This is a genomic window from Mycolicibacterium setense, assembly GCF_000805385.1.
Taxonomy (GTDB): Bacteria; Actinomycetota; Actinomycetes; order Mycobacteriales; family Mycobacteriaceae; genus Mycobacterium; species Mycobacterium setense.
In genome coordinates this window covers 171,368-196,071 of the sequence record NZ_JTJW01000009.1, presented here as the reverse complement: position 1 = coordinate 196,071, position 24,704 = coordinate 171,368, and the positions used below count along the sequence as shown (strand labels likewise).

General features: G+C 67.7%; 26 protein-coding genes. 16 read left to right on the top strand and 10 right to left on the bottom strand.

The features are described 5' to 3' along the window. Positions 1 to 50 precede the first annotated feature (50 nt). Both pruA and QQ25_RS23560 read left to right on the top strand, forming a co-directional pair. Positions 51 to 1,679: an L-glutamate gamma-semialdehyde dehydrogenase gene (pruA, locus tag QQ25_RS23565; RefSeq protein WP_039381379.1), complete on the top strand. Its 1,629-nt coding sequence runs from the start codon at positions 51 to 53 to the stop codon at positions 1,677 to 1,679. A 1-nt stretch (position 1,680) separates the two neighbouring features. Beyond that, positions 1,681 to 2,664 carry a proline dehydrogenase family protein gene (locus QQ25_RS23560; protein WP_234711966.1) on the top strand — a complete coding sequence of 328 codons (984 nt, stop codon included), beginning with the start codon at positions 1,681 to 1,683 and terminating at the stop codon, positions 2,662 to 2,664. 9 nt (positions 2,665 to 2,673) lie between these two features. On the opposite strand, the gene QQ25_RS23555 is transcribed toward QQ25_RS23560, so the two are convergent. Genes QQ25_RS23555 through QQ25_RS23545 form a run of 3 tightly spaced genes read right to left on the bottom strand, consistent with a single transcriptional unit; the run spans position 2,674 to position 4,784 of the window. Further along, entirely contained in the window at positions 2,674 to 3,705 is a 1,032-nt protein-coding gene (locus tag QQ25_RS23555) for an isopenicillin N synthase family dioxygenase (RefSeq protein ID WP_052236013.1), read from the bottom strand. Positions 3,706 to 3,739: 34 nt separating this feature from the next. Then, positions 3,740 to 4,294: an NUDIX domain-containing protein gene (locus tag QQ25_RS23550; protein ID WP_039381377.1), complete on the bottom strand. Its 555-nt coding sequence runs from the start codon at positions 4,292 to 4,294 to the stop codon at positions 3,740 to 3,742. A 7-nt stretch (positions 4,295 to 4,301) separates the two neighbouring features. Beyond that, positions 4,302 to 4,784, bottom strand: coding sequence for a DUF309 domain-containing protein (locus tag QQ25_RS23545; RefSeq protein WP_039381375.1), 483 nt, complete (start codon positions 4,782 to 4,784; stop codon positions 4,302 to 4,304). 77 nt (positions 4,785 to 4,861) lie between these two features. Here QQ25_RS23545 and QQ25_RS23540 point away from each other — a divergent pair, with 77 nt between their 5' ends. The 3 genes from QQ25_RS23540 to QQ25_RS30260 all read left to right on the top strand — a co-directional run bounded on the left by QQ25_RS23540 (position 4,862) and on the right by QQ25_RS30260 (position 6,962). Continuing rightward, on the top strand, positions 4,862 to 6,268 hold the full coding sequence (locus QQ25_RS23540) for an acyl-CoA synthetase (RefSeq protein WP_039323693.1): 1,407 nt from the start codon (positions 4,862 to 4,864) through the stop codon (positions 6,266 to 6,268). After that, complete coding sequence (locus QQ25_RS23535) at positions 6,259 to 6,639, top strand: VOC family protein (protein WP_039323691.1); 381 nt, start codon at positions 6,259 to 6,261, stop codon at positions 6,637 to 6,639. The genes QQ25_RS23540 and QQ25_RS23535 overlap by 10 nt, the downstream gene beginning before the upstream one ends. A gap of 71 nt (positions 6,640 to 6,710) precedes the next feature. Then, entirely contained in the window at positions 6,711 to 6,962 is a 252-nt protein-coding gene (locus tag QQ25_RS30260; protein ID WP_082017656.1) for a hypothetical protein, read from the top strand. An 85-nt stretch (positions 6,963 to 7,047) separates the two neighbouring features. Here the strand turns inward: QQ25_RS30260 and dapD are convergent, their stop codons facing one another. Further along, entirely contained in the window at positions 7,048 to 7,992 is a 945-nt protein-coding gene (gene dapD, locus QQ25_RS23530) for a 2,3,4,5-tetrahydropyridine-2,6-dicarboxylate N-succinyltransferase (protein ID WP_039381373.1), read from the bottom strand. A 34-nt stretch (positions 7,993 to 8,026) separates the two neighbouring features. Between dapD and dapE the strand changes: the two genes are divergently transcribed. The 3 genes from dapE to QQ25_RS23515 all read left to right on the top strand — a co-directional run bounded on the left by dapE (position 8,027) and on the right by QQ25_RS23515 (position 11,243). Next, entirely contained in the window at positions 8,027 to 9,091 is a 1,065-nt protein-coding gene (gene dapE, locus QQ25_RS23525) for a succinyl-diaminopimelate desuccinylase (RefSeq protein ID WP_039381372.1), read from the top strand. Further along, positions 9,088 to 9,453, top strand: a complete 366-nt coding sequence (locus QQ25_RS23520; RefSeq protein WP_039323674.1) for an Hsp15 family ribosome-associated heat shock protein — start codon at positions 9,088 to 9,090, stop codon at positions 9,451 to 9,453. The genes dapE and QQ25_RS23520 overlap by 4 nt, the downstream gene beginning before the upstream one ends. A gap of 167 nt (positions 9,454 to 9,620) precedes the next feature. After that, complete coding sequence (locus tag QQ25_RS23515) at positions 9,621 to 11,243, top strand: ABC-F family ATP-binding cassette domain-containing protein (protein WP_039381371.1); 1,623 nt, start codon at positions 9,621 to 9,623, stop codon at positions 11,241 to 11,243. Here QQ25_RS23515 and QQ25_RS23510 read toward each other — a convergent pair. From QQ25_RS23510 to QQ25_RS23495, 4 genes are read right to left on the bottom strand one after another with little or no spacing between them, the layout of a single operon-like run. Continuing rightward, positions 11,224 to 12,021 carry a type VII secretion target gene (locus QQ25_RS23510; protein ID WP_039381370.1) on the bottom strand — a complete coding sequence of 266 codons (798 nt, stop codon included), beginning with the start codon at positions 12,019 to 12,021 and terminating at the stop codon, positions 11,224 to 11,226. The two genes, QQ25_RS23515 and QQ25_RS23510, sit on opposite strands and share 20 nt — an antisense overlap. Before the next feature lie 46 nt (positions 12,022 to 12,067). Continuing rightward, the gene (locus QQ25_RS23505) at positions 12,068 to 14,155 is read right to left on the bottom strand and encodes an ATP-binding protein (RefSeq protein WP_039323662.1); all 2,088 of its coding nucleotides are present in this window, start codon (positions 14,153 to 14,155) and stop codon (positions 12,068 to 12,070) included. Positions 14,156 to 14,165: 10 nt separating this feature from the next. Next, positions 14,166 to 14,552 carry an STAS domain-containing protein gene (locus tag QQ25_RS23500; protein WP_039323660.1) on the bottom strand — a complete coding sequence of 129 codons (387 nt, stop codon included), beginning with the start codon at positions 14,550 to 14,552 and terminating at the stop codon, positions 14,166 to 14,168. 34 nt (positions 14,553 to 14,586) lie between these two features. After that, complete coding sequence (locus QQ25_RS23495) at positions 14,587 to 15,288, bottom strand: TetR/AcrR family transcriptional regulator (RefSeq protein WP_039323657.1); 702 nt, start codon at positions 15,286 to 15,288, stop codon at positions 14,587 to 14,589. 103 nt (positions 15,289 to 15,391) lie between these two features. Here QQ25_RS23495 and QQ25_RS23490 point away from each other — a divergent pair, with 103 nt between their 5' ends. The 7 genes from QQ25_RS23490 to QQ25_RS30255 all read left to right on the top strand — a co-directional run bounded on the left by QQ25_RS23490 (position 15,392) and on the right by QQ25_RS30255 (position 21,217). Further along, positions 15,392 to 15,952 carry a cytokinin riboside 5'-monophosphate phosphoribohydrolase gene (locus QQ25_RS23490; protein ID WP_039324451.1) on the top strand — a complete coding sequence of 187 codons (561 nt, stop codon included), beginning with the start codon at positions 15,392 to 15,394 and terminating at the stop codon, positions 15,950 to 15,952. Positions 15,953 to 16,044: 92 nt separating this feature from the next. Continuing rightward, positions 16,045 to 17,823, top strand: coding sequence for a long-chain-acyl-CoA synthetase FadD6 (fadD6, locus tag QQ25_RS23485; protein ID WP_039381368.1), 1,779 nt, complete (start codon positions 16,045 to 16,047; stop codon positions 17,821 to 17,823). A 161-nt stretch (positions 17,824 to 17,984) separates the two neighbouring features. Further along, the gene (gene folP / locus QQ25_RS23480; protein WP_052236054.1) at positions 17,985 to 18,809 is read left to right on the top strand and encodes a dihydropteroate synthase; all 825 of its coding nucleotides are present in this window, start codon (positions 17,985 to 17,987) and stop codon (positions 18,807 to 18,809) included. A gap of 70 nt (positions 18,810 to 18,879) precedes the next feature. Beyond that, complete coding sequence (locus QQ25_RS23475) at positions 18,880 to 19,791, top strand: glucosyl-3-phosphoglycerate synthase (RefSeq protein WP_198530866.1); 912 nt, start codon at positions 18,880 to 18,882, stop codon at positions 19,789 to 19,791. Between the two features lie 124 nt (positions 19,792 to 19,915). Beyond that, complete coding sequence (locus tag QQ25_RS23470; protein ID WP_039323650.1) at positions 19,916 to 20,293, top strand: DivIVA domain-containing protein; 378 nt, start codon at positions 19,916 to 19,918, stop codon at positions 20,291 to 20,293. Beyond that, the gene (locus QQ25_RS23465) at positions 20,290 to 20,886 is read left to right on the top strand and encodes a DNA-3-methyladenine glycosylase I (RefSeq protein ID WP_052236012.1); all 597 of its coding nucleotides are present in this window, start codon (positions 20,290 to 20,292) and stop codon (positions 20,884 to 20,886) included. Before QQ25_RS23470 ends, QQ25_RS23465 begins: the two co-directional genes overlap by 4 nt. 163 nt (positions 20,887 to 21,049) lie before the next feature. Next, positions 21,050 to 21,217 carry a DUF3117 domain-containing protein gene (locus QQ25_RS30255; RefSeq protein WP_003885506.1) on the top strand — a complete coding sequence of 56 codons (168 nt, stop codon included), beginning with the start codon at positions 21,050 to 21,052 and terminating at the stop codon, positions 21,215 to 21,217. 21 nt (positions 21,218 to 21,238) lie between these two features. On the opposite strand, the gene glgA is transcribed toward QQ25_RS30255, so the two are convergent. After that, positions 21,239 to 22,414, bottom strand: coding sequence for a glycogen synthase (gene glgA, locus QQ25_RS23460; RefSeq protein ID WP_039323648.1), 1,176 nt, complete (start codon positions 22,412 to 22,414; stop codon positions 21,239 to 21,241). A gap of 101 nt (positions 22,415 to 22,515) precedes the next feature. On the opposite strand from glgA, the gene glgC reads away from it, so the two are divergent. Next, entirely contained in the window at positions 22,516 to 23,730 is a 1,215-nt protein-coding gene (glgC, locus tag QQ25_RS23455) for a glucose-1-phosphate adenylyltransferase (RefSeq protein WP_039323646.1), read from the top strand. An 18-nt stretch (positions 23,731 to 23,748) separates the two neighbouring features. Here the strand turns inward: glgC and QQ25_RS23450 are convergent, their stop codons facing one another. Next, on the bottom strand, positions 23,749 to 24,393 hold the full coding sequence (locus tag QQ25_RS23450; RefSeq protein ID WP_039323644.1) for a DUF4126 domain-containing protein: 645 nt from the start codon (positions 24,391 to 24,393) through the stop codon (positions 23,749 to 23,751). Positions 24,394 to 24,704: the final 311 nt, after the last annotated feature.

Genomic DNA, 24,704 nt, shown 5'->3' with positions numbered 1-24,704 from the left:
TTGTCCAAACGGACAAGTGTTGCGCGCGTCACGTCGGGGATTCTGGACACATGGATGCCATCACCGACGTTCCCTCGCCGGCCAACGAGCCGGTCCACGATTACGCACCCGGGACGGTTGAACGCGGCCGGCTCAGCACCGCGCTCGACGAACTGGCCGGCGCCCCGATCGACCTGCCGCATGTCATAGGCGGCAAACACACGATGGGCGGCGGCGCACGCATCGACGTCGTGCAGCCCCATCGCCACAGCGCGCGGTTGGGCACGCTGACCAACGCCGAACACGCCGAGGCCACCGCCGCCGTCGACGCCGCATTGGCCGCCAAGCACGACTGGGCGGCGATGCCCTTCGACGAACGCGCCGCGGTGTTCCTGCGTGCGGCCGACCTTCTGTCCGGCCCGTGGCGGGAGAAGATCGCCGCGGCCACGATGCTCGGCCAGTCCAAGACCGCCTATCAGGCCGAGATCGACGCGCCCTGCGAGCTGATCGACTTCTGGCGGTTCAACGTCGAATTCGCCCGTCAGATCCTGGCCCAACAGCCCGTCAGCAGCCCGGGTGTGTGGAACCGCACGGACCACCGGCCGCTCGAAGGCTTCGTCTACGCCATCACCCCGTTCAACTTCACCGCGATTGCCGGCAACCTGCCCACCGCGCCCGCCCTGATGGGCAACACCGTGGTGTGGAAACCCTCACCCACCCAGACCTTCGCCGCGTACCTGACCATGCAGCTGCTGGAGGCCGCCGGCCTGCCTCCCGGCGTGATCAACCTGGTGACCGGTGACGGGATCGCGGTTTCCGATGTGGCGCTGGCTCATCCGCGTCTGGCCGGCATCCACTTCACCGGATCGACCGCCACCTTCCAGCACCTGTGGCGCACGGTCGGTGCGAATATCGACCGCTACCACACCTACCCGCGGCTGGTCGGCGAGACAGGCGGCAAGGACTTCATCGTCGCCCACGCCTCGGCCCGCCCAGACGTACTGCGGACAGCCATGATCCGCGGCGCCTTCGACTACCAGGGGCAGAAATGCTCGGCGGCCTCCCGGGCGTTCATCCCGCGTTCGGTGTGGAACAAGATGGGCGACGACTTCCTCTCGGCCACATCGGACCTCAAATACGGCGATGTCACCGACCTGAGCAACTACGGAGGCGCGGTGATCGACGAGCGCTCCTTCGCCAAGAACGTCGCGGCGATCGAGCGCGCCAAGGGCGCCGCGGGAGTCACCATCGCCGCGGGCGGCGAATATGACGACAGTGAAGGGTATTTCGTTCGGCCGACGGTCCTGCTGTCCGACGATCCCGGCGACGAGGCGTTCTCCACCGAGTACTTCGGTCCGATCCTGGCCGTGCACGTCTACCCGGATGCCGAGTACGAACGAATCCTCGGCGTGGTCGACACCGGGTCGAAGTACGCCTTGACCGGCGCGGTGATCGCCGACGATCGCGCGGCGGTGCTCACCGCCGCCGACCGGCTGCGACATACGGCAGGCAACTTCTACATCAACGACAAGCCGACCGGCGCGGTCGTCGGCCAGCAGCCGTTCGGCGGATCACGCGCCTCGGGCACCAACGACAAGGCAGGCTCGGCGCTGAACCTGTTGCGGTGGACCTCAGCCCGTTCCATCAAGGAGACGTTCGTGCCGCCCACCGATCACACCTACCCGCACATGGGGGCCTGAGATGATGCGCACGCGGGGAGCGATCGAGTCGATGTTCCAGCGGGTTGCCCGTCCGGCCATCCTGGCCGCGTCGCACTCGTCGCGGCTGCGTCACACGGCTGAGCGCCTGCCGATCACCCGTAAGGTGGTGGATCGCTTCGTCGCGGGGGAGGCGGTACCCGATGCGCTCGACACCGTTGGTGCACTGAGGGATTCGGGCCGCCTCGTCTCCGTCGACTACCTCGGCGAGGACACCACGAGCAACGAGGACGCCGAACGCACCGTGCAGGCCTACCTGACCCTGCTCGACGGGCTGGCAGGCCGCGACGACGTCGACGCCGCGGTGCGGCCGTTGGAAGTGTCGCTCAAGCTGTCGGCCCTCGGCCAGGCGCTGCCACGCGACGGGGAAAAGATCGCCTACGAGAACGCCCACACCATCTGTGCCAAGGCCCGCGACGTGGGGGCCTGGGTGACCGTGGATGCCGAGGATCACACCACCACCGACTCGACCCTGGCGATCGTGCGTGATCTGCGCACCGAATTCGACTGGCTGGGAACGGTTCTGCAAGCCTACCTGCACCGGACAGAGGGCGACTGCCGTGAGTTCGCCGCCTCGGGCGCCCGGATCAGACTGTGCAAGGGCGCCTACGACGAACCCGCGTCGGTGGCCTACCGCGACGCCGAGCAGGTCACCGACTCCTACCTGCGGTGCCTGCGCGTGCTCATGGCCGGATCGGGCTATCCCATGGTGGCCTCACACGATCCGGAGATCATTGACGCGGTACCGGGCCTGGCCGATGAGTTCGACCGCGGTGTAGACGGATTCGAGTATCAGATGCTCTACAACATCCGAGACGCCGAGCAGCGCAGGCTGGCCGAGGCCGGCAACCATGTGCGGGTGTACGTTCCATTCGGCAATGAGTGGTACGGCTACTTCGTGCGGCGCCTGGCCGAGCGTCCGGCCAACCTGATGTTCTTCTTGCGGGCCCTGGCCGAGCGCCACTGAGCCACAACCTCAGTGGCGGCTCAGGCCGTAGGCGACCGTGAACTTGTCGAGCAAGTACGGGCCCGACACCACCGGCTCATACCGCGGCGGGTTGTCCGCTGTGGCGCACGTGGGAATGCACTCGATCACGGCGTCGAAATTGGGCTGGTGGAAGAACGGCAGGCTGAACCGCTCCGCGGTGGGGGCTCCGGTGCTCACCACGCGGTGCACCGTGCTGACCCACCGGTCGTTGGTCCAGCGGGCCAGCAGGTCGCCGATGTTGATGACGAACGAGCCCGGAACCACCGGCACATCAAGCCACTCACCGCGATCGTTGAGAACCTGTAGCCCGCTCTGGGATTCGTCCTGCAGGAGGATGGTGAGGTTACCCCAGTCGCTGTGTTGGCTGAGCCGGATATGGCCTGCCGGCTGGTTGTCAGCCGGGTAGTGGTTGGCCATCAGGTTGGAGTTGTGCCGGTCGGTCAGGGTGTCGAACCAGTCTTCGCGCAGCCCCAGAGCCAACGCGAACAGCCGCGACAGTTCGCCGGCAAGCGCGGCCATCTCGTCGTAGTAGCGTTGGTAGGCCGTGCGGAATCCCGGCACCTCTGGCCAGCGTTCGGCGACGGACATGCGTTCGTCGGTCCACCCGTTGCCGTCGTAGCCCTCCGGGTTGCCCAGCGGGATGTAGACGAATTTCTCGACGTGGTCAGGTGATTCGTGCTCGGCCGCCCGATCGGCTCCGTCGTTGGTGGCCGCGAGCTTGCCCGCGCAGCTGAATCCGCGGGCCAGTGGATCAGCGGGATTTGCCCCGATCAGTTCTTTGGCGGCCTGCGGCAGAGAGAAGAACTCGCGCACCGCACGGTTCACGTCCTCGATCACCGCACCGGGCACGCCGTGGCCGGCCAGCAGGAGAAAGCCGCTGCTCTCGCAGCACCGGCCGATGGCGTCGGCCACCGCCTGACGTCGACGCCTGTCTCCGTTTCGGGCGCTGCTGATGTCGATCAACGGGACGAACCCGTCTCGAAGGACAACGTGGTCGACTATCACCTCTGGCTGGCTCACGCGGTCGACGCTAGAACCTGAACCTAAGTTGATGTCAACGGTGAATTCTCCTGCTGTGCAACATCAGCAACGTCAATGCCGCCAGGCTCTGCGCGTCGGTGATCTCACCGTCGCGGATCATTCCGTCCAGTTCCGCGCGGGAGAACCACGCGCTGTGCATGTCCTGTTCCTCGTGCTCGCGTTCGTGCTCGCCTTCGGTGAGTCCGGTCGCGACGAAGACCCAGCCGCGCTGGCTGCTCATCCCGGCAGCGACGTCGAGCTGTCCGAGCCGTTGCATGCGCTCCGCGCGCAGGCCCGTCTCCTCGCGAAGCTCGCGGTGTGCCAGGGCGGTCGGATCCAGGTGTTGCTGTTCGGGTGCGGTGCCCTGAGGGAACTCCCAGCGCCGGATTCCCAGTGGGTAGCGGAACTGTTCGACGAGGTGGAACCGATCCCGATCGGGATCGTAGGGAATCACCAGGGCATACGTCGGCTTGTCCACCACGGCGTAGACGCCCGTGCTGCCGTCGGGCCGCACGATGTCGTCCTCGCGCAGCGTCAGCCAGTTGTTCCGGTACACCTCGCGCGTCGCGGTCTGTCGGATCGTGCCCATGCTCCTCCTATCGATCCGTGCGCAGGCGGAGGTGTAGCCGCTCTGCTTCGACATCGCCCTGTTCGACCTCATCGGCGAGGGAGTCGGCGAATGCGACCAGGGCGGCGACGTCGACGTCGTACGGCGGAGGTCGGTCGACGAGCGAAAGCCGCGCCGACGCGCGCCTCAGCAGCGCAGCAGCGCCGATTCCGTTGCCGCGCTGCACATGCGTGATGCCCACCGCCAACTGTGCCAAACCCTGCCACAGCCCACGTTCATGCTCGGGGCCGTTCTTCCACGCCGCTTCGAGAACCTCGTGAGCGTGAAACGCCTGTCCCCGATCGAGCAGATCCTGGGCGTAGGCCAGAGTTTCGTGGGGCGGGAGCTCCAGGTCATCGGGAATCCGGGCGATGCCCTCGCTGCCGTAGGGCAGCGGCCGGCCCAAGGCGTCGCGGGGGCGGGTGCTGCGCGGCCGCCCGGAGTCGTCGCGGTCGCGCCCAGCTGTGCCCATGGCACCAGCCTCGCGCCAACGACGCATCCTGTCGAGTGCGTGGGATCGTCAGGCGGCACGCCGGTAGCCTCACAAGAGTGTTGCTGGCCTCCCTGAACCCCGCGGCCGTCGCCGCCGGCGCCGACCTGCCCGACGCCGTCTCCATCGATGGTGCGGTGCTCAGCCGCAGTGATCTCGTCGGCGCCGCCACCTCGGTGGCCGAGCGGGTGGCGGTGGCGCGGCGGGTCGCCGTGCTGGCGACGCCGACCCCGACGACGGTCCTCGCCATCATCGGATGCCTGATCGCCGGTGTGCCGGTGGTCCCGATCCCCGCCGATGTCGGAGCGGCGGAGCGTCGGCACATCCTCACCGACTCGGGCGCCCAGGCCTGGCTGGGGGAGCTGCCCGAGGAGACCGACGGGTTGCCGCACATCCCGGTGCGGGTGCACGCCCGGTCCTGGCACCGCTATCCCGAGCCACGACCGGATGCGACCGCGATCATCATGTACACCTCCGGGACCACGGGAGCGCCCAAGGGCGTGCCGATCAGCCGAAAGGCCATCGCCGACGACATCGACGCGCTGGCCGAGGCGTGGCAGTGGACCGCGTCCGACACCCTGGTGCACGGGCTGCCGTTGTTCCACGTGCACGGACTGGTGCTGGGCCTGCTCGGCTCGCTGCGGATCGGAAACCGCTTCATACACACCGGGAAACCGACGCCGGCCGCGTACGCGCAGGCGCAGGGCACGCTGTACTTCGGGGTGCCGACGGTGTGGTCGCGGGTGGTCAAAGATCTCGACTCGGCACTGGCGCTGTCCACGGCACGGCTGCTGGTCTCCGGCAGCGCGCCGCTGCCGGTGCCGGTGTTCGACGAGCTGGTGCGGCTGACCGGGCACGCCCCGGTGGAGCGCTACGGCAGCACGGAATCGCTGATCACGCTGAGCACCCGCGTCGACGGCGAGCGCAGGCCCGGCTGGGTCGGGCTGCCGCTGGCCGGAGTGCAGACCCGGCTGGTCGACGAGGCCGGCGCCCCGGTGCCCCACGATGGAGAAACCATCGGACAGCTGCAGATCAAGGGACCCATGGTGTTCGGCGGCTACCTCAACCGGCCCGACGCCACGGCCGACGCCTTCGATTCCGACGGCTGGTACCGCACCGGCGACGTCGCAGTCATCGATGCCGACGGCATGCACCGCATCGTCGGGCGCGAATCGGTGGACCTGATCAAGTCCGGCGGATACCGCATCGGTGCGGGAGAGATCGAGGCCGCGCTGCTGGGGCATGACGGCGTCGACGAGGTGGCCGTGGTGGGGATGCCCGACGACGATCTCGGACAACGCATCGTCGCCTTCGTCGTCGGCAATACCGACCCCGAAGCGCTGATCGACTTTGTCGCCCAACAACTCTCAGCGCACAAACGGCCTCGGGAAGTGCGGTTGGTGGACAGCCTGCCCCGCAACGCCATGGGCAAGGTGATGAAAAAGGAACTGGCGCAATGGGGCTGAGGTTCTCCGAGCTCTGCATCGACGCACATGATCCCGAGACTCTGGGGGCATGGTGGTCGAAAGCGCTCGGCTGGCCGGCACACACCGACTCCGACGGCGACGTGATCCTCACCCCGCCGTCCGGCACCGGCCCCACCTGGTTGTTCGCCCCCGTGCCCGAGGGCAAAGTGGTCAAGAATCGGGTGCATCCGGACTTCACCCCCGACGATCAGCAGGCCGAGGTGGACCGGCTGATCAGCTTGGGCGCTCGGCACGTCGACGTCGGCCAGGGCGACGAAACCTGGGTGGTGCTGGCCGACCCGGAGGGCAACGAGTTCTGCGTGCTTGCCGCGGAGGAGCCCGGAGACACCCGGCCCTGCCAGGCGCGTTAACGAACGGCGTACCTTGGGCGATATAGGGGTCAGAAAGTGCACGTCAACCTGCCGATGCTTGGAGGCCACACGTGAATATCAAGAAGATCGCAGGAACAGCAGTCATCGCCGGTGCGCTGGGTGCCGGATCCCTCGGACTCGGTACGGCGACGGCGCAGGCGGACCCCGGTTGGGGCCCGAATATTCCTTGGATTCCGGGGCCGGGCTGGGTTGATTGGAACCCGGTCCCCAACGTCCCGCCCGGGCAGATCAAGAAGTGGTGCCCGGGGAACTCCCCGCCGGGCCACTGGATCGGCGGCCCGCACGGCATCCCCTGCACCTGAGCCGCGCCGAAAGCCGAGTGTTGGCTTGTGCGTCAGATTTTCGCGAATTGTGACACACAAGCCGACGTTCGGCTGCTCAGAAAAGCTAGTTGGCGTGCAACGCCTCGTTGAGCGTGATGCCGGTGCCGTCACGCTTGACGACCTCGACCGCGCCCGAGAGCGAGTTGCGGCGGAACAGCAAGTTGTTGGCGCCTGACAGCTCCACGGCCTTGGTGGTCTGACCGTCTGCTGTGGTCACCTTGGTGCCGCCGGTGACATACAGCCCGGCCTCGATCACGCAGTCGTCGCCGAGCGAGATGCCGAGGCCGGCGTTGGCGCCCAGCAGACAGCGCTTGCCGACCGAGATCACCTCTTTGCCGCCGCCGGACAGCGTGCCCATGATCGACGCGCCGCCACCGACGTCCGAGCCGTCGTCCACCACGACACCGGCCGAGATCCGGCCCTCCACCATCGAGGTGCCCAGCGTGCCTGCGTTGAAGTTCACGAACCCCTCGTGCATGACGGTGGTGCCCGAGGCCAGGTGCGCGCCCAGGCGGACCCGGTCGGCGTCGGCGATGCGCACGCCGGACGGCAGCACGTAGTCGACCATCCGCGGGAACTTGTCGACGCCGTAGACGGTCACCGCGCCGCGCCGCCGCAACCGCGCGCGCACCGTCTCGAAACCGTCGACCGCGCAGGGTCCGAAGTTCGTCCACACCACATTGGTCAGCAGGCCGAAGATGCCGTCGAGGTTGGCCTCGTGCGGCTTGGTCAGCCGGTGCGAGAGCAGGTGCAGCCGCAGCCAGACGTCATGCGTGTCGGCGGGCTTGTCAGCGATCGACGCGATCGTGGTGCGCACCGCCACCACCTCGACGCCGCGGTCGGCATCGGGTCCGGTCAGGCCCGCGAACTCGGCGGGCACGTCGTCGCCCGTCAGCTTCACCGTGCCGGCCTCGCCGGAGGCGCTCAGCTCAGGGGCGGGAAACCAGGTGTCCAGGACGGTCCCGTCGGCGGTGATGGTGGCCAGGCCGACGCCAGATGCTGCAGTCACGTTGGCCTAGGTTACTGGACTAGCCTCGGAGGCTATGGGGCTAGACCTGACTGCCGATCCGATCGCGCTGACCGCTGCCCTGGTGGACATCCCCAGCGAGTCACGCCACGAACAGCTCATCGCCGATCAGATCGAAGCCGCTCTGCGTGCGCAGGCCCCGCACTTCGAGGTCATCCGCAACGGCGACGCAGTGCTGGCCCGCACTCATCTGGGTCGTGCCTCGCGGGTGATGCTGGCCGGACACATCGACACCGTGCCCGCCGCCGACAACCTGCCCAGCCACGTCGCCAACGGCGAGCTGTGGGGCTGCGGCACCTCGGACATGAAGTCCGGTGACGCGGTGTTCCTGCACGTGGCCGCCACCATCGCCGACCCGAGCCACGACATCACCCTGGTGATGTACGACTGCGAGGAGATCGAGTCCAGTGCCAACGGGCTGGGCCGCATCGAGCGTGAGCTGCCCGACTGGCTGCAAGCCGACGTCGCGATCCTCGGCGAACCTTCCGGGGGCTTCATCGAGGCGGGCTGCCAGGGCACCATCCGCGTTGTCGTCGGCGCCACCGGCACCCGGGCGCACTCGGCGCGGTCCTGGCTGGGCGACAACGCCATTCACAAACTGGGCGCTGTGCTCGACCGGCTCACCGCGTATCAGCCGCGCAATGTCGACATCGATGGCTGCGTGTATCGGGAAGGGCTGTCGGCGGTACGTGTCGACGGGGGGATCGCGGGCAACGTCATCCCCGACGCCGCATCGGTGACCGTCAACTTCAGGTTCGCCCCCGACCGCAGCGTCGAACAGGCGCTCGCGCACGTGCACGAGGTGCTCGACGGGCTCGACGTCGACATCGAATTGACCGACGCCGCCGCAGGTGCCCTGCCGGGCCTGGCCAAACCGGCCGCGGCCGCCCTGGTCGCCGCCGCGGGCGGACAGGTCCGCGCCAAGTACGGCTGGACGGACGTGTCCCGGTTCGCCGCGCTCGGAATCCCGGCCGTCAACTACGGGCCGGGCGACCCCAACCTCGCCCACAAGGTCGACGAGCGCGTCGAGATCGCCCAGATCACCTCCGTCACCGACATGCTGAGGCGCTATCTGACATGAGCAGCGTCCGCGTCGACAGCTGGATCTGGGCCGTGCGCATCACCAAGACCCGCTCGGCTGCGGCTGCGGCATGCCGCGGTGGCCATGTTCGGGTCAACGACGTCCCTGCCAAACCGGCGCAACACGTCAGCCCCGGCGACGAGGTCCGAGTTCGGCTGGACGGACGCGAGCGCATCGTGGAGGTGATCCGCCCGATCGCCAAGAGGGTCGGTGCCGCCATCGCGTCGGAGTGCCTGATCGACCGTAGCCCGCCACCGCCGCCGAAGGAGACGGTTGCGGTGGCCGGGGTCCGTGATCGCGGCGCCGGCCGGCCCACCAAACGTGAACGGCGACAACTGGATCGGCTGCGCGGGACGTTCTGAACCGCAAATCGGTTGCATCCGTGCGTACTATGGGTAACGCATCTGCTGTCAACCGAGGTGGGCCGAAAACATGCTGGGAGACGACATCTCCGGGTGATCCCGAGAGTCGAATCGTTCCTGTCTGGCAATGCGGTGCCTGGTGCCCGCATCACCTTTGGAGTATCAGCATGTCTATTGTCTGTTCCCATTTGTCGTTCTCCTGGCCCGATGACGTCGAGCTGTTCTCGGACCTGTCGTTCTCCGTCGGCCCCGGCCGCACGGGCCTGGTCGCCCCCAACGGCGCCGGCAAGAGCACGCTGCTCAAGCTGATCGCCGGCGAGTACCAGCCGTCGGCAGGCTCGGTCACGGTCGACGGACCTGTCGGCTACCTGCCCCAAAACCTGCCGTTCACAGCCGATCTCACCGTGGCGGCCGTACTGGGTGTGGCACCGGTGCTCGACGCGCTCGCGGCGCTCGCCGACGGTGATGCCCGCGACGAGGTGTTCACCGCCATCGGCGACGACTGGGACATCGAGGAACGGTCCCGTGCCCAGCTCGACCGGCTCGGCCTCGACGGCCTGGCCCTGGACCGGCGGCTGGGGACATTGTCCGGCGGGGAAGTGGTGTCCCTCGGGTTGGCCGCCCAACTGCTCAAGCGGCCCGCCGTTCTGCTGCTCGACGAGCCCACCAACAATCTGGACAACGGGGCTCGGCATCGCCTGTACGACGCGCTGGACAGCTACACCGGCTGCCTGCTGGTGGTCAGTCACGACCGGGTGCTGCTGGACCGGATGGATCAGATCGCCGAACTCTACCGAGGCGAAATCGTCTTCTACGGCGGCAATTTCACCGCCTACCAGGAAACCGTCGAGGCCGCCCAGGCGGTGGCCGAGGGCAATATCCGCAATGCCGAACAACAGCTCAAGCGGGAGAAGCGGCAGATGCAGGAGGCACGAGAGCGGGCCGCCCGCCGTTCGTCGAACGCGGCCCGCAATGTCAAGGACGCGGGTCTGCCGAAGATCGTGGCGGGCAAGCTCAAACGCGATGCGCAGGAATCGGCGGCCAAGGCCGACGACGTGCACGCGCGGCGGGTCGATGACGCGCGGACCCGGCTCGACGAAGCCGAACGAGCGTTGCGTGACGACAAGGTGATCGCATTGGATCTGCCCGACACCGTGCTGCCCGCCGGGCGCACGGTGTTCACCGGGGAAGCCTTGCAGATCAGTCGCGGGGGACGGAAGCTGTTCGCCGACAACGGGATCGCCCTTTCCATCCGCGGTCCGGAGCGGATCGCCCTGACCGGACCGAACGGGGCGGGCAAGTCGACACTGCTGCGGATCATCGACGGCACGCTCCATCCTGACACCGGGATCGTGCAACGGGTCGACGGACGTATCGCGTCGCTGTCGCAACGCTTGGACCTGCTGGACGAGGACCGCACGGTGGCCGAGAGTCTGGCCGCCGCCGCGCCCAGCCTGTCACACACCCGGCGCATGCATCTGTTGGCGCAGTTCCTGTTTCGTGGTGACCGCATCCACTTGCCCGTGGCGGCCTTGTCGGGCGGAGAGCGGTTGCGGGCGACGCTGGCGTGCGTGCTCTACGCCGAACCCGCGCCGCAGCTGCTGCTCCTGGATGAGCCGACCAACAACCTCGACCTGGTCAGTGTGGGGCAACTGGAGTCGGCGCTGAATGCCTACCGCGGGGCCTTCGTCGTGGTCAGCCACGACCAACGGTTCCTGGAGGCGATCGGCATCGATCGCTGGCTGCGACTGGAGGACGGCGACGTGAGCGCTACTGCCGCCGCGGGTTGATGTTGTGGATCTGCGTGGGCAGCATGCCGACGTTGTAGCTGTCCTCTGCTGCCGCCCCGGCGGAGGTGCGGCCGTCCTTCTCGTCGTCCCGGCCCTCGTGTCGGTCGTCGTGTCGGTCGTCGCGCTGATCCGCCGGGCCGTCCCCGGGCCCGTCACCGGGGCCCTGGTGGTCGGCAGCCTTGACGGCGTTCTCGGCGCCCGCACCACTCGCGTCTGCCGCCATGGCGGCAGCGTCGCCACCGCCTCCGGCCGCCTGGGTGGCGGATTCGACGATGCCCTGTACACCCTGCATGACCTGCTGGGGTACCTGCGTCATGGCCTGGGTGAGGCCTTGAAGCGGCTGGGTGATGGACTGCGCCATCTGCCCGGCCAGCTGGCTGAACTGACCGACCATCTGGCCCGCGCCCCCACTCGCCGAACTCACCGGATCTGACCCGCCGCTTGCCGATGCCGGTGAACCCGCGCCCTCGAGCGCGTCGGCCTGGGCTCTGAGGCGGTCGCCGGCAGCGACATCGCCGTGCTGATAGGCCTGGGAGGCCTGGCCGAGCAGTTCGGCCATCCTGCCCGCGGCGACCTGCGTGGCACCCAGTGCGCCGGCCCGGGACGACGATGCGCCGTCGAACGCGTTCTGCATCGGGAAACCGATGGCGCCGTGGCTGGAAGCCAGGTCCGACGGGCCGGCGAACGAATCCTTGAAGCTGCTGACGTCTCCGCTGACCCCGTCGACAATCCCTTGCCAGCCGTTCAACGCGCCGGTGTCGGCGATGAACTGGTTCATCGAGCCTCCTGGAGATCGTGCGGTCTAGCGCGCATTCTACGTTCGGTTACGCGGAAGCCTGCCGGGCTGCGTCGCGGGCAGCCGCCGACATTCCGACAGCCTCATACCGAGTCGAGATGTCGCGCAACGCCGCACCGTCCCCGGCCGTCAACGCGCGCGCGTGGTCCAGCGTCAGCTGCCCGAACACGCAATCCAGGTTCACCCTGGCCAGCGCATCGACGGCGCGGGTATCGCCCAGCCGGACGCCGTCGTGCAATGCCCGCAGCATCACCGCGGATTGGCCGCCGCGCTCGGCGGTCTTGGCGGCGTCCCGGGCGGCGGTCACCGCACTCACGGAATCGTTGCGGGCGAAGCACGTCCAGGCACGGGCCAGCGCCAGCTCGGGCGCGAAGAGCATCGACTTGAGACCATGTCGGGATTCCGCACGGGACAGTGCTTTTCCGGCCTCGACCGGCATTCCGCGTTGACCGAGGGCCTGGGCCGACAACATCCAGGCCAGTGGTCCCCAGGAATACCCGGTCGGGGCCAAGGCGGTGGTTGCCTTGCGCAACAAGGCAATCGCCTGATCGAGCTCGCCGCGGACCAGCAATACGTCAGCCATCAGAACCTCGCCGATGGCGCGCCCGGGCTGCAGCAGTTGGGCGAAATCGGAGATGCTCTTGGCCATCTCCTGTGCCCGGTCCAATCGGCCGGTCATCACCAGCGCCGTGGTCTGGCCGAATCCGCTGGTGAACCGCAGCAGGCCGGGATGGCCCGCCGCCAGTGCGCGCTGCGCCATCGCGTCCACCTGATCGAACTGGCCGGTCCGCGCGTAACTCAGCGCCGCCGTCGACCCGGCCCAGCCGAGCGCGGTGTCGTCCGCGGCAGGGGAGGCCAGCACCTCCAGAGCCAGGCCCAGAGCTCGTTGCGGCGTACCGGCATTCATCGCGAAAGTGGCCGCGAGTGCGTCGAGCGTGCTCTGCGCCGCCGGCGTCGACACCCGGCGGCGGGTGGCGCGCAGGAATGCCGTGGCGCGTTCGGGTTCCGAGAGCATCCAGAACTGATTGGCCGCCTGCGGCAGAGCCCACGCCATCAGCTGGTCCTCGGACAGGCCGGCCGGGTCGATCTGGCCCAGGACGGCGTCGGCCTCACGGCCTCGGCCCTGCCAGGCCAACGCATACGCCAGGGTGAGCAGCCCCTTGAATTCCGAATCGGATCCGCGGCCGGCGGCGGTCGCGGCCCGCGCGAGACGCTCACTCAATTCCAGGTCGCCCAATCGGAGCGCCTCGGCGGCGGCGCCGGCGACCTCGTCGGCGGGCAGGTCGACATCGCTGTCGAGGGCCAGGACCGCCACCCGTAGCCGGTCCACCACGCCGGGACGTGGTGCGGCGGACAGCTGCTCGACCAGCTTGCTGCGCAGGCGCCGCAGGCCGGGCCCACCGAGCGTGGCCCGCATCGTGCTGAGAAACAGCGGATGCACGCACCGTGCCACTGCCTCGTCGACGCGTACCACGCCGCACTGTTGCGCCTCCTGCACTGCCCCGGTGCTCGTCATCGCGATCAGATCGGCCAGCGGCAGCGGGTCGTGCACCGCCAACTGCCGCAGTACGGCGACCGCGCCGTCGGGCAGGTCGGCCAGGAACGTGGCCACCTGATCGGCCAGCCGGGCATCGTCATGCCCGGGCGGTGACATTTCGACACGATTGACCAGGCCGTCATCCCACAACGCCGCGACGTCATCGGGAGCCTCGGCCGCGGATGCGGTGACGATGAGTTTGGCCGCGCCACTCACCGCGAGTTGGTACACCATGGCCGCCGACAACCGGTCCAGCAGATGGGCGTCGTCGACGACGAGCAACAGATCGGACCCGAGCGCCTCGCGCGCGGCGCGCAGTACATCAGCAGTCTTGCCTGCCGCGGGAATGTCGATCAGATGTGCCACCGCCGCGAACGGAACTGCCGCAGCCGATTCGGTGCCGGTGATCCACACGACCCGACGGAAGTCCCTTGCGAGATGTTCGGCCGCGGTGCGGGCCACGGACGTCTTGCCCACGCCGTCAGGGCCGAGAAGGGCCGCGCCCCGGCGTTCCTGCAGGCCGGCCTCGAGGCCGTCGAGCACGCGGTCACACGGTGCGATCACCCAGTCGACAGCCATCAACCGAATCCTATGGCGGGCGGTGGCCTTCCAACGCCGAATCGAGGTCCGGGTACGCCGACACCGAGTCCTCCATGCCGCATTTGGTGATGATCCGCATGATGCTCGGCTGGCGGATGACGAGCCGCATCGTGACCCCGAGCTGTCGGCTGTCCGCGGTCTGCTTGGCCGACGCGACCAGCGCACCGCAGCTCATGAAGTCCATTTCTGCGCAGTCCACGATGAACAGCGAGCGTTCGGGAGCGGTGGCCGCACACTCGCGGAGCATGTGCTGCCAGTCGGATTCGTTGTGCGCGTCTACCTGACCGAAGACCTGGATGACGAGGGCTTCGGTTGTGGTTCGAGCCGTCCAGCGCAGCTGGTGATCATGGTGCGTTTCCACGGTGAAACCGAGCATAGCGAGGTCCGTTTACGTTGTAAACAGGAATTGATCATGATGTTGGCGACCGCCAGTTGAGCCAGCCTTCGATGCGGTCGAGCAAGGCTTCCAACGCGTCTTCGAACTCGTCCACGCTGTGGTCCTCGGCAAGCATCGGCTGCAACCGCCGCAGGTTCGGATAATCGGCCAGCGACGTATCGGCGCGCGGCTCGTCGTCGAGCACCGCCTCGCCGGGGCTGAGCGCCACGCCCCGCGCCGACACCTCCAGCAACAACTGGCCCACCAGGAAGGTGGTGTACGCCCGGTATGCGGCGACGGCCGCCTCATCGCTGAACCCATACGAGATCAGCGTCTCCAGGAACGTCTCCATCCAGCGCATGCTGCGCAACGGCGGCCGTACCCAGGGGGCTTCAGGCGCCTCCGTGGCCACGAGCGGGAACACCTCGGGATGTTCGATGGCGATCTGACGCACGCCGTGACCGAGCCGAACCAGGAAGTCCTGCCAACCGTCCTCCTGCCGGCGCGCGGCCAGCTGATCGGCGTGGAGGCGGTCCACGATGTGGTTGACGACTCCGGTCAGCAGATCGCCGCGGCTGTGTACATACCGGTAGAGCGCCATCGCCTCGACACCGCAGGCCGTGCCCAGCCGCCGCATGGTCAATTTCGTCAGACCCTCGCGATCGATCAGCTCGATCGCGGTGTCCAGGATGAAGTCGCGGCTCAACCGTGCCGGTTGATCGACGTCGTCACTCACCAGATTCGCCCTCCGCGTTCAGCTCAGTCTCCCTGCTCCGACCGCATCTCGTCCATCGCCCTCCCGACATCGGCGGTTCACCAGCACCCTCTACGTTGTGTACGTGTCCGGTGAAACTGACCGCGAGTTTGCGGTGTGTGTCTATTGCGCTTCAGGTCCCACCCATCCCGAGCTGCTGGCATTGGCCAGCGAGGTCGGGGTGGCGATCGCCAAGCGCGGGTGGACGTTGGTCTCCGGCGGCGGCAACGTGTCGGCCATGGGCGCGGTGGCCCGCGCCGCGCGCTCGTCCAACGGCCGCACGGTCGGCGTGATCCCCAAGGCACTCGTGCACCGTGAACTCGCCGACGTCGACGCCGAAGAACTCGTGGTCACCGACACCATGCGGGAACGCAAGAAGGAGATGGAGGACCGCTCCGACGCGTTCATCGCGCTGCCCGGTGGCATCGGCACGCTGGAAGAGTTCTTCGAGGCGTGGACGGCGGGTTATCTGGGGATGCACGAGAAGCCCGTCGTGCTGCTAGACCCGTTCGGCCATTACGACGGATTATTGACCTGGCTGCGCGGGCTGGTGGACTCCGGCTACGTGACCAGCGAGGCGCTGGACCGGTTGATCGTCGTCGACGAGGTCGCCGCAGCACTCGACGTGTGCGCGCCACTTACCTAGAACCGGCGGTAACGGCGGTTACCAGCGCGGTTATGGTGTTGGCCACACGAGAGCCATCTCGAGACCCATAACAACGTGCAGGGGGAGACCGCATGACCGACCAGAAATCGGGCACCAGGAGCAGCGTCGGCTTACTCGACCTCGCCAGCCAGGTACCCGGTCTGCTGATGGATGCGCCGGTCATCGCAAGGGGTGTACTCACCGGAATGATGGCCCGGCCGACGGCCAAGACGTCGATCGGCAAGGTGTTCCAGGAGCGGGCCGACCAGTACGCCGACCGGGTGTTCCTCAAGTTCGCCGATGAGCGCATCACCTACCGCGAAGCCAACGAGACGGTCAATCGCTACGCCGCGGTGCTGGCCGCCAAAGGCGTCGGCCACGGCGACGTGGTCGGGGTGATGCTGCGCAACTCGCCCGACGCGGTGCTGCTGATGCTCGCGATCGTCAAGTGCGGCGCCGTCGCAGGCATGCTCAACTACCACCAGCGCGGCAAGGTGCTCGCCCACAGCTTCGGCCTGCTCGACGCGGCCGCAGTGGTGGCCGAGGCCGATCTGGTCGAGCACGTCACCGAATGCGGGGCCGAGGCCAACGGCTTGATCACCGTGGAGGAACTGCGCCGGTTGGCCACCACCGCGCCCACCACCAACCCGGCCAGCACGTCGGCCGTCCTGGCCAAGGACAAGGCCTTCTACATCTTCACCTCGGGCACCACCGGCATGCCCAAGGCCAGCGTCATGACGCACTACCGCTGGCTGCGGGCACTGGCCGGCTTCGGCGGTCTGGGGCTGCGACTGCACAGCGATGACACCCTGTACTGCTGCCTGCCGCTCTATCACAACAACGCCCTGACGGTCTCGGTCGGTTCGGCACTGAACTCGGGTGCCGCACTGGCCCTTGGCAAGTCGTTCTCGGCCTCCCGATTCTGGGACGAGGTCATCGACTACGGCGCGACCGCGTTCGTCTACATCGGCGAGATCTGCGGCTATCTGCTCAACCAGCCGCCCAAGCCGACCGACCGCGCACACAAGGTCCGCGTGATCGTCGGCAACGGACTGCGTCCGGCCATCTGGGACGAGTTCACCCAGCGGTTCGGCATCCCTCGCGTCTGCGAGTTCTACGCGGCCAGCGAGGGCAACACCGCCTTCGTCAACGTTTTCAACGTCTCGAAATCCACCGGCATCTGCCCGAGCCCGGTCGCCTTCGTCGAATACGACGCCGAGAGCGGCGAACCGGCCCGCGGCGCCGACGGCCGGCTGCGCAAGGTCAAACGCGGGGAGCCGGGGCTGATGCTGTCGAAGATCAGTGCGCTGCAGCCGTTCGACGGCTACACCGATCCGTCGGCAAGCGAGAAGAAGCTGGTGCGCAACGCCTTCAAGGAAGGTGACGTCTGGTTCAACACCGGCGACTTGATGCGGTCGCAGGGGCTGGGCCACGCCGCGTTCGCCGACCGCCTCGGCGACACCTTCCGGTGGAAGGGCGAGAACGTGGCCACCACCGAGGTGGAGGCCGCCGTGGCGGGCAACCCGCTGATCGAGGAATGCACGGTGTTCGGCGTCGAGGTGCCCGGTGCGGGTGGCCGCGCCGGCATGGCAGCCATCCAGCTCAAGGACGGCAAGGAATTCGACGGAAAGGCGATCGCCGAAGCGTTCTACGATCACCTGCCGGCCTACGCCGTGCCGTTGTTCGTCCGTGTCGTCACCGAGCTGGCCCACACCTCGACCTTCAAGAGCCAGAAGGTCGACCTGCGCAAGCAGGGCTATGGATCGGACATCGACGATCCGCTGTACGTGCTGGCCGGCCGGGAGGAAGGCTACGTGCCGTTCTACCCCGAGTACCCCGAGGAAGTGACGGCCGGGAAACGGCCCAAGTAGCAGGACTGCCGGTTCCTATCTCAGGGCTGCTGAACCCGTCGGGCCGCGACCCAGAGGTGGAAAACCGGGGCGGATGCCGCACCAGGCACTATGGAGGCGTGTTGTCGACGTTCAGTGGACGCTTCCTGGGTCGCCCGGTCGCGGATGACCGTGCGCTGATCATGGCGATCGTCAACCGGACGCCGGACTCGTTCTATGACCGCGGGGCCACCTTCACCGACGATGCGGCCAAAGCCGCCGCGGCGCGGGTGATCGAAGAGGGTGCCGACGTCATCGACGTGGGTGGGGTCAAGGCAGGCCCTGGCGGCGTGGTCGACTCGGAAGAGGAGATCGCCCGCGTCGTTCCGTTCATCGAATGGCTGCGCAACACCTATCCCGATCAGCTGATCAGCGTCGACACCTGGCGCGCCGCGGTGGCCAAGCAGGCGTGTGCGGCCGGAGCGGATCTGATCAACGACACCTGGGCCGGCGCGGACCCGGGGCTGCCCGAGGTGGCCGCCGAATTCGGCGCTGGGCTGGTGTGCTCACACACCGGCGGCGCGGTGCCACGCACTCGGCCGTTCCGGGTGAACTACGGAATCACCGAACGCGGCGTCGTCGACGACGTGATCGCCGAGGTGACCGCCGCCGCCGAGCGGGCCGTAGCAACGGGTGTGCCGCGTGATCGGATCCTGATCGACCCAACCCATGATTTCGGTAAAAACACTCATCACGGTCTTAGTTTGTTGCGCCACGTAAAAGATCTTGTTAAGACCGGATGGCCAGTCCTGATGGCGCTGAGCAACAAGGATTTTGTCGGGGAGACTCTCGGTGTGGACCTGACCGAACGCCTGGAGGGCACCCTGGCCGCGACGGCACTCGCCGCCGCGGATGGAGCGGCCATGTTCCGGGTACACGAAGTCGGGCCCACTCGGCGCGTACTGGAGATGGTCGCGTCGATCCAGGGAGTGCGGGCACCCGCACGAACAGTGAGGGGACTGGCATGACTTTCAGCGAGGAGCCGAAGGCGGATCGCGCATGACTACAGCACCTGATCTGCGTGTTACCGACGGCGTGGTGGGCCACCGCTGGCTGACCGACCACAGCTGGAACCGGCCGAGCTGGACCATCGCCGAGCTGGAGGCCGCGAAGGCGGGTCGCACGGTCTCGGTGGTGCTGCCCGCGCTGAACGAGGAAGAAACCGTCGCTTCCGTCGTCGAGACCATCACCCCGCTGCTCGGCGGGTTGGTGGACGAGCTGATCGTGCTCGATTCGGGCTCCACCGACGACACCGAGATCCGTGCGGTCGCCGCCGGCGCCCGGGTGATCAGCCGGGAAGTCGCCCTGCCGGAGGTCGCGCCGCAGCCGGGCAAGGGTGAGGTGTTGTGGCGGTCGCTGGCCGCGACCACCGGCGACATCATCGCCTTCATCGACTCCGACCTGATCGACCCCGATCCGATGTTCGTCCCCAAATTGCTGGGGCCGCTGCTCACCGCGGATGGCGTGCATCTGGTCAAGGCGTTTTACCGGCGCCCGCTCAAGGTCAGCGGCAGCGAGGACGCCAACGGCGGTGGCCGGGTCACCGAGCTGGTGGCGCGCCCGCTGCTGGCCTCGCTGCGCCCGGAGCTGAACTGTGTGCTGCAGCCGCTGGGCGGCGAGTACGCGGGCACGCGCGAGCTGCTGACCTCGGTACCCTTCGCGCCCGGTTACGGCGTGGAGATCGGCCTGCTGGTCGACACCTACGACCGGCTCGGACTCGACGCCATCGCCCAGGTGAACCTCGGGGTACGGGCCCACCGCAACCGGCCGCTGACCGAACTCGCCTCGATGAGCCGGCAGGTCATCGCGACCCTGCTGTCGCGCTGCGGGATCGCCGATTCGGGGGTGGGGCTGACGCAGTTCTACGCCGACGGCGACGACTTCACCCCGCGGGTGTCGTCGGTGTCCCTGGCCGACCGCCCGCCCATGGTCACCCTGCGTCCGCGCTGAGCGGAGCCTTGCCCGTCGACGGTGCACTCAGATCGCGAAAATCGCCGCGAACGCGATCTGTGTGCACATTCGGCGTGTGAGTGCCCCGCGCCAGGTGTCACATGCGTGAGGCAGTATCGAGGGCGTGACACTGATACTGCTGTACCTGGTGGTGCTGGTTCTGGTGGCCACGGTGCTGTTCGGTCTCGGCAGCGTCATCTTTGGCCGGGGTGAGACGCTGCCGCCCTTGCCGCGGGGCACGACTGCCACGGTCCTGCCTGCCTCGGGCGTCACCGGGGCGGATGTGGATGCCGTCAAGTTCGCCCAGGTCATCCGCGGATACAAGACCAGCGAGGTGGACTGGGTTCTGGACCGGCTCGGCCGCGAGCTGGACGCGGTGCGCGGAGAACTCGCTGCCGTGCGCGCCGCCTACGGCGTGCCCGACGACTTCGACGAGGACGAGGACGACGGCGAAGAAGTGTCGGCCACGGCGGGCGAGGTCCGCACCTCGGAGGAGCCATGACCCCCGACGCTGGCCGGATTGTCGGCGCCCCCGACGGCCGCATCCGCTGCGGCTGGGCCGTGCAATCCGGCGACCCCCTGTACCGCGACTATCACGACACCGAGTGGGGCCGGCCGCTGCGTGATTCCGCTGCGCTGTTCGAGCGGATCAGCCTGGAGGCCTTCCAGAGCGGACTGAGCTGGCTGACCATCCTGCGTAAGCGGGAGAACTTCCGGGCCGCGTTCGACGGATTCGACGCGGGCACGGTGGCGAAGTACACCGACGACGACGTCGAGCGGTTGATGGCCGACGCCGGGATCGTGCGCAACCGGGCGAAGATCGTCGCCACCATCGCCAACGCCAGGGCGGTCATCGACCTCGACGTCGATTTGAGTGAGCTGCTGTGGTCGTTCGCCCCGCCGGGCCGCCCGCGGCCCGCTGACCTGGCCCAAGTGCCCGCGGTGACCCCGGAATCGACCGCCATGGCAAAGGAACTCAAACGCCGGGGGTTCAAATTCGTCGGCCCCACCACGGCATATGCGTTGATGCAGGCCACCGGGATGGTCGACGATCACGTCGCGTCCTGCTGGGTTCCGGTGACCGGACAAAAGTGACATCAGTCGGTATCCGAAGGGTCTTTGCACAAGCATCGCCGCGGATAAGGAACAATAGGGCTAGTTCAGTAGCAGTTCAACGCCGGGTGCCGCCAACGAGTGGGCGGCTTCGGCCCCAACCTGGCCCGCTGACACGGGTCGGCGAAGTTGGAGGGAGCACTCGATGGCGGCGATGAAGCCCCGGACTGGTGACGGTCCACTTGAAGCAACCAAAGAGGGGCGAGGGATCGTAATGCGAGTACCGCTGGAAGGCGGTGGGCGCCTCGTTGTCGAACTGACTCCCGACGAGGCCGCTGCGCTGGGCGACGAACTCAAGGCCGTCACCAGCTGATCGACTTCGCAAGGTGTCCGCTCAGGCGGACACCTTGCGGTATATCTCCAGGGTCTGCTCGGCGATGTGGGCCCAGGAGAATTCTGCGATGCACCGGCGGCGTCCGGCCTCGCCGTACTCCCTGGCGGTTTCCGGCTCGGCCACCAATGCGTTGACCGCGTCGGCCAGGCGCATCTCGAAGAAGCGCGGGTCGGTCGCGTCGTAGTGCACGAGAAGGCCGGTCTGCCGGTCGGCGACGACCTCGGGGATACCGCCGACGTCGGAGGCGACCACCGGTGTCGAACACGCCATCGCTTCGAGGTTCACGATGCCCAACGGCTCGTAAACCGACGGGCAAACGAAAACTGTTGCAGCGGAGAGTATTTCGCGGATCTTGTTGATCGGCAGCATCTCCCGCACCCAGAACACGCCGGTGCGCGCCCGGGCCAGCTCCGCCACGGCCGAGGATACCTCCGCCGCGATCTCGGGTGTGTCGGGCGCACCGGCACACAGCACCAGCTGCACCTCGGGGCTGAACCGGTGGGCCGCGGCCACCAGGTGAGCCACCCCCTTCTGGCGGGTGATGCGCCCGACGAACGCCACGATCGGGCGGCTCATATCGACACCGAGTTCGGCCAGAACCGAGTCGTGGGCGGCGGGTGGCGCCGGGTACCAGACGTCGGTGTCGATCCCGTTGCGCACCACGTGCACCCGGCTGGGGTCGAGCGCGGGATAGGTGTGCAGCACATCGTCGCGCATGCCGGAGCTCACCGCGATCACCGCGTCGGCGGCTTCGATCGCGGTGCGTTCCACCCATGAGGACACGCGGTAGCCCCCGCCCAGTTGCTCGGCCTTCCATGGGCGTAGAGGCTCCAGCGAATGCGCGGTCAGCACATGAGGGATGCCGTAGAGCAGCCCGGTCAGATGCCCGGCCATCCCGGCGTACCAGGTGTGTGAGTGCACCACCGTGGCCGGGCGGTCCGGTGTGCTGGCGGCGTTGACCATGTTGAGGTCCGCGGACAGTGTCGACAGCGCCGCGTTGGCGCCGCGCAGCGCTGGATCGGGCTGCGCCACGAAGGCCCCGTCCCGCTGGGCTCCCATGCAATGCACGTCGACGTCGCACAACTGCCGCAACTGCGCGACGAGTTCGGTGACGTGCACACCGGCACCGCCGTACACCTCGGGTGGATATTCCCGAGTCATCATGGCCACCCGCATATCCGAGACGGTAGTGCGTCGTGGTGGGTACAGCCACACGCCCGGACACTCTTGTTGCCATTGGCTGGCCGCGCTGCTGGTTGGCGGATAGGTTTGGACCCATGAGGGAGTTGCCACATGTGCTGGGCATCGTTCTGGCCGGGGGAGAGGGCAAACGGCTGTATCCGTTGACCGCTGATCGGGCCAAGCCGGCAGTTCCCTTCGGCGGTGCCTACCGGCTGATCGACTTCGTGTTGTCGAACCTGGTGAATGCCCGATACCTACGGATCTGCGTTCTGACGCAATACAAGTCGCATTCGCTTGACCGTCACATCAGCCAGAACTGGCGGCTCTCGGGTCTGGCCGGTGAGTACATCACCCCGGTGCCGGCCCAGCAGCGGCTCGGACCGCGCTGGTACACCGGCTCGGCGGATGCGATCTACCAGTCGCTCAATCTGATCTACGACGAAGACCCGGACTACATCATCATCTTCGGCGCCGACCACGTGTACCGGATGGACCCTGAGCAGATGCTGCGGTTCCACATCGACAGTGGCGCCGGGGCGACCGTCGCCGGGATCCGGGTGCCCCGCGCGGAGGCGAGTGCGTTCGGCTGCATCGACGCCGACGATTCCGGGCGCATCAGGGAATTCATCGAGAAGCCTGCCGATCCGCCGGGTACTCCCGACGACCCCGAACAGACCTTCGTGTCGATGGGCAACTACATCTTCACCACCAAGGTGCTCATCGACGCGATCCGCGCCGACGCCGACGACGACCACTCCGATCACGACATGGGCGGCGACATCATTCCCCGGCTGGTGTCCGACGGGATGGCGGCGGTCTACGACTTCAACAACAACGAGGTGCCGGGGGCCACCGAACGCGACCACGGGTACTGGCGCGATGTCGGAACCCTTGACGCGTTCTACGACGCACACATGGATCTGGTGTCGGTGCACCCGGTGTTCAACCTCTACAACAAACGCTGGCCGATCCGCGGTGAGTCGGAGAACCTGGCGCCGGCCAAGTTCGTCAACGGGGGCTCGGCACAGGAGTCGGTGGTCGGAGCCGGAAGCATCATTTCGGCTGCGTCGGTTCGCAATTCGGTGTTGTCTTCAAATGTGGCGATCGACGACGGCGCCATCGTGGAGGGCAGTGTGCTGATGCCGGGGGTGAGGATCGGCCGGGGAGCGGTGGTGCGCCACGCGATCCTGGACAAGAACGTCGTGGTGGGGCCGGGCGAGATGGTGGGCGTCGACCTGGACAAGGACCGCGAACGGTTCGCCATCAGCGCGGGCGGTGTGGTCGCCGTCGGCAAGGGCGTGTGGATCTGAGAGGTCCTCAGCCCTGATTCACTCCCACAGGTCCACCGCCGACCGGCGCGGTAAAGCCTTGGTGCGCGCGTTGACGCCGACCTTGGCTTCGCCCCGGCGTCTGCGCCACCGCCACAACCGGAAGGCTCCCCAGATCAGGGCGAGCAGCGCCACGAGCACCAGGACGGGCAGCAGGATCGCGGCGAAGACCAACCCCACGCTCGTCACGTCCTCGACGGTGGACAGCACGGGTGCGGCGACCCCGGCCGTGGCGACGTTGGCGGCCGGTCTGACCGTCGATTTGGTCAACGACACGGCGAGCGCGGTGATCGCGCCGATGGCCACCGGAATCCATTGACCCGATTGGGCGAAAGCCCCCGGGTCGGCGACGGCGGCGGTCTGCGACGCGGTACCCGACCCGAACACGATGCCGCCCGCGGTGGGGCGGACGAAGGTCTGAATGGTGTCGTTCACGGAGTCGAGCGCGGGGATCTTGTCGGCGACGACCTCGACGATCAGCAGCACCGCCACGATCGCCATCACCCAGCCGTTCTCCAGCCAGGACCACCCCGGCGGCAAGGACACCAGATGGGTGAAGCGTGACAGCATGCCCAGGGCCAGCAACGGGATGTAGGCGTTGAGCCCCGCCGCGGTGGCCAGGCCAAAGCCGGTCAACAGTTCCATCAATGCAGTATGCGGCGAACTCGGTCCGGGCCCGGGCAGTTCGCCGTTATCCGCTGTGGGCCGTCTTCGGCGATCACCAGATGTGGGGCAGGGTGTTTATCGCCGTGTTCGCGACCGTCTCCACCTTGCCGAGCATCTACCTCGCCCGCCACGATCCGGCGGCTCTGCGACGCCGAATGCAGGCGGGACTGACCGCCGAGACACGGCCGGTGCAGAAGTTGGCGAGCACTTTGGCGTTCCTGTTGATCGCGGTCATGATCGCGGCGAGCGCGCTCGATCATCGGCACGGGTGGTCGTCCGTACCCGTGATC

Bases quoted from the DNA above. Each gene is read 5' to 3' on its own strand.
- QQ25_RS23535 (WP_039323691.1), top strand. From the start codon at position 6,259: ATGGGGCTGAGGTTCTCCGAGCTCTGCATCGACGCACATGATCCCGAG.
- glgC (WP_039323646.1), top strand. From the start codon at position 22,516: ATGAGGGAGTTGCCACATGTGCTGGGCATCGTTCTGGCCGGGGGAGAG.
- QQ25_RS23450 (WP_039323644.1), bottom strand. From the start codon at position 24,393: ATGGAACTGTTGACCGGCTTTGGCCTGGCCACCGCGGCGGGGCTCAAC.
- QQ25_RS23505 (WP_039323662.1), bottom strand. From the start codon at position 14,155: ATGGCTGTCGACTGGGTGATCGCACCGTGTGACCGCGTGCTCGACGGC.
- QQ25_RS23515 (WP_039381371.1), top strand. From the start codon at position 9,621: ATGTCTATTGTCTGTTCCCATTTGTCGTTCTCCTGGCCCGATGACGTC.
- QQ25_RS23510 (WP_039381370.1), bottom strand. From the start codon at position 12,021: ATGAACCAGTTCATCGCCGACACCGGCGCGTTGAACGGCTGGCAAGGG.
- QQ25_RS23545 (WP_039381375.1), bottom strand. From the start codon at position 4,784: ATGGGCACAGCTGGGCGCGACCGCGACGACTCCGGGCGGCCGCGCAGC.
- QQ25_RS23465 (WP_052236012.1), top strand. From the start codon at position 20,290: ATGACCCCCGACGCTGGCCGGATTGTCGGCGCCCCCGACGGCCGCATC.
- QQ25_RS23560 (WP_234711966.1), top strand. From the start codon at position 1,681: ATGATGCGCACGCGGGGAGCGATCGAGTCGATGTTCCAGCGGGTTGCC.
- folP (WP_052236054.1), top strand. From the start codon at position 17,985: ATGGCGATCGTCAACCGGACGCCGGACTCGTTCTATGACCGCGGGGCC.
- dapE (WP_039381372.1), top strand. From the start codon at position 8,027: ATGGGGCTAGACCTGACTGCCGATCCGATCGCGCTGACCGCTGCCCTG.
- QQ25_RS23550 (WP_039381377.1), bottom strand. From the start codon at position 4,294: ATGGGCACGATCCGACAGACCGCGACGCGCGAGGTGTACCGGAACAAC.
- QQ25_RS23520 (WP_039323674.1), top strand. From the start codon at position 9,088: ATGAGCAGCGTCCGCGTCGACAGCTGGATCTGGGCCGTGCGCATCACC.
- QQ25_RS23500 (WP_039323660.1), bottom strand. From the start codon at position 14,552: ATGCTCGGTTTCACCGTGGAAACGCACCATGATCACCAGCTGCGCTGG.
- fadD6 (WP_039381368.1), top strand. From the start codon at position 16,045: ATGACCGACCAGAAATCGGGCACCAGGAGCAGCGTCGGCTTACTCGAC.
- pruA (WP_039381379.1), top strand. From the start codon at position 51: ATGGATGCCATCACCGACGTTCCCTCGCCGGCCAACGAGCCGGTCCAC.
- QQ25_RS30255 (WP_003885506.1), top strand. From the start codon at position 21,050: ATGGCGGCGATGAAGCCCCGGACTGGTGACGGTCCACTTGAAGCAACC.
- glgA (WP_039323648.1), bottom strand. From the start codon at position 22,414: ATGCGGGTGGCCATGATGACTCGGGAATATCCACCCGAGGTGTACGGC.